General features: G+C 64.2%; 1 protein-coding gene. It reads left to right on the top strand.

Annotated elements, in window-relative coordinates:
• Positions 1-157: 157 nt before the first annotated feature.
• The coding region (locus RM572_RS29440) for an FAD-dependent monooxygenase (RefSeq protein WP_311676396.1) at positions 158-419 on the top strand (262 nt) is incomplete at its 3' end.

Here is a 419-nt window from a genome sequence, read left to right as displayed (position 1 = left end):
ATATGTACCCGCGACTCGTCGCCGCCATCGTACGGGCGGTCGGCGATGTCGCGATGGACGTCTACGGAAACTCCGATCCACCAGTGTCTTTCACGTCACTGCTGCGCAAAGGGTTCGCGGCGGTGGCCGCGGGCCTGCCTGAACCGGGAGGGAAGAATTGAAACACACAACAGATCAGGTAGATGTCGTCATCTCGGGCGCGGGTCCCAACGGCCTGCTGGTGGCGGGGGAGTTGGCCCTGGCCGGGTTGCGGCCCGTGGTGCTCGAGCAGCTGGCTGAGCCCAGCCCGGAGCTCAAGGCCAACGGCATTGTCGGACAGGCCAATCGCGTGCTCGACCTTCGCGGCTTGTATCAGACGTTGAGTGGATCGGATGAGCCTCCGCAGCCAATGGACGGCTACATCTTCGCGGGCATGCAGG

The sequence above is a fragment of the Streptomyces hazeniae genome, from assembly GCF_031845485.1.
In the GTDB taxonomy this organism is placed as follows: Bacteria; Actinomycetota; Actinomycetes; order Streptomycetales; family Streptomycetaceae; genus Streptomyces; species Streptomyces hazeniae.
The sequence above is the reverse complement of the archived record's forward strand: the minus strand, read 5'-3'. Positions and strand labels throughout refer to the sequence as shown.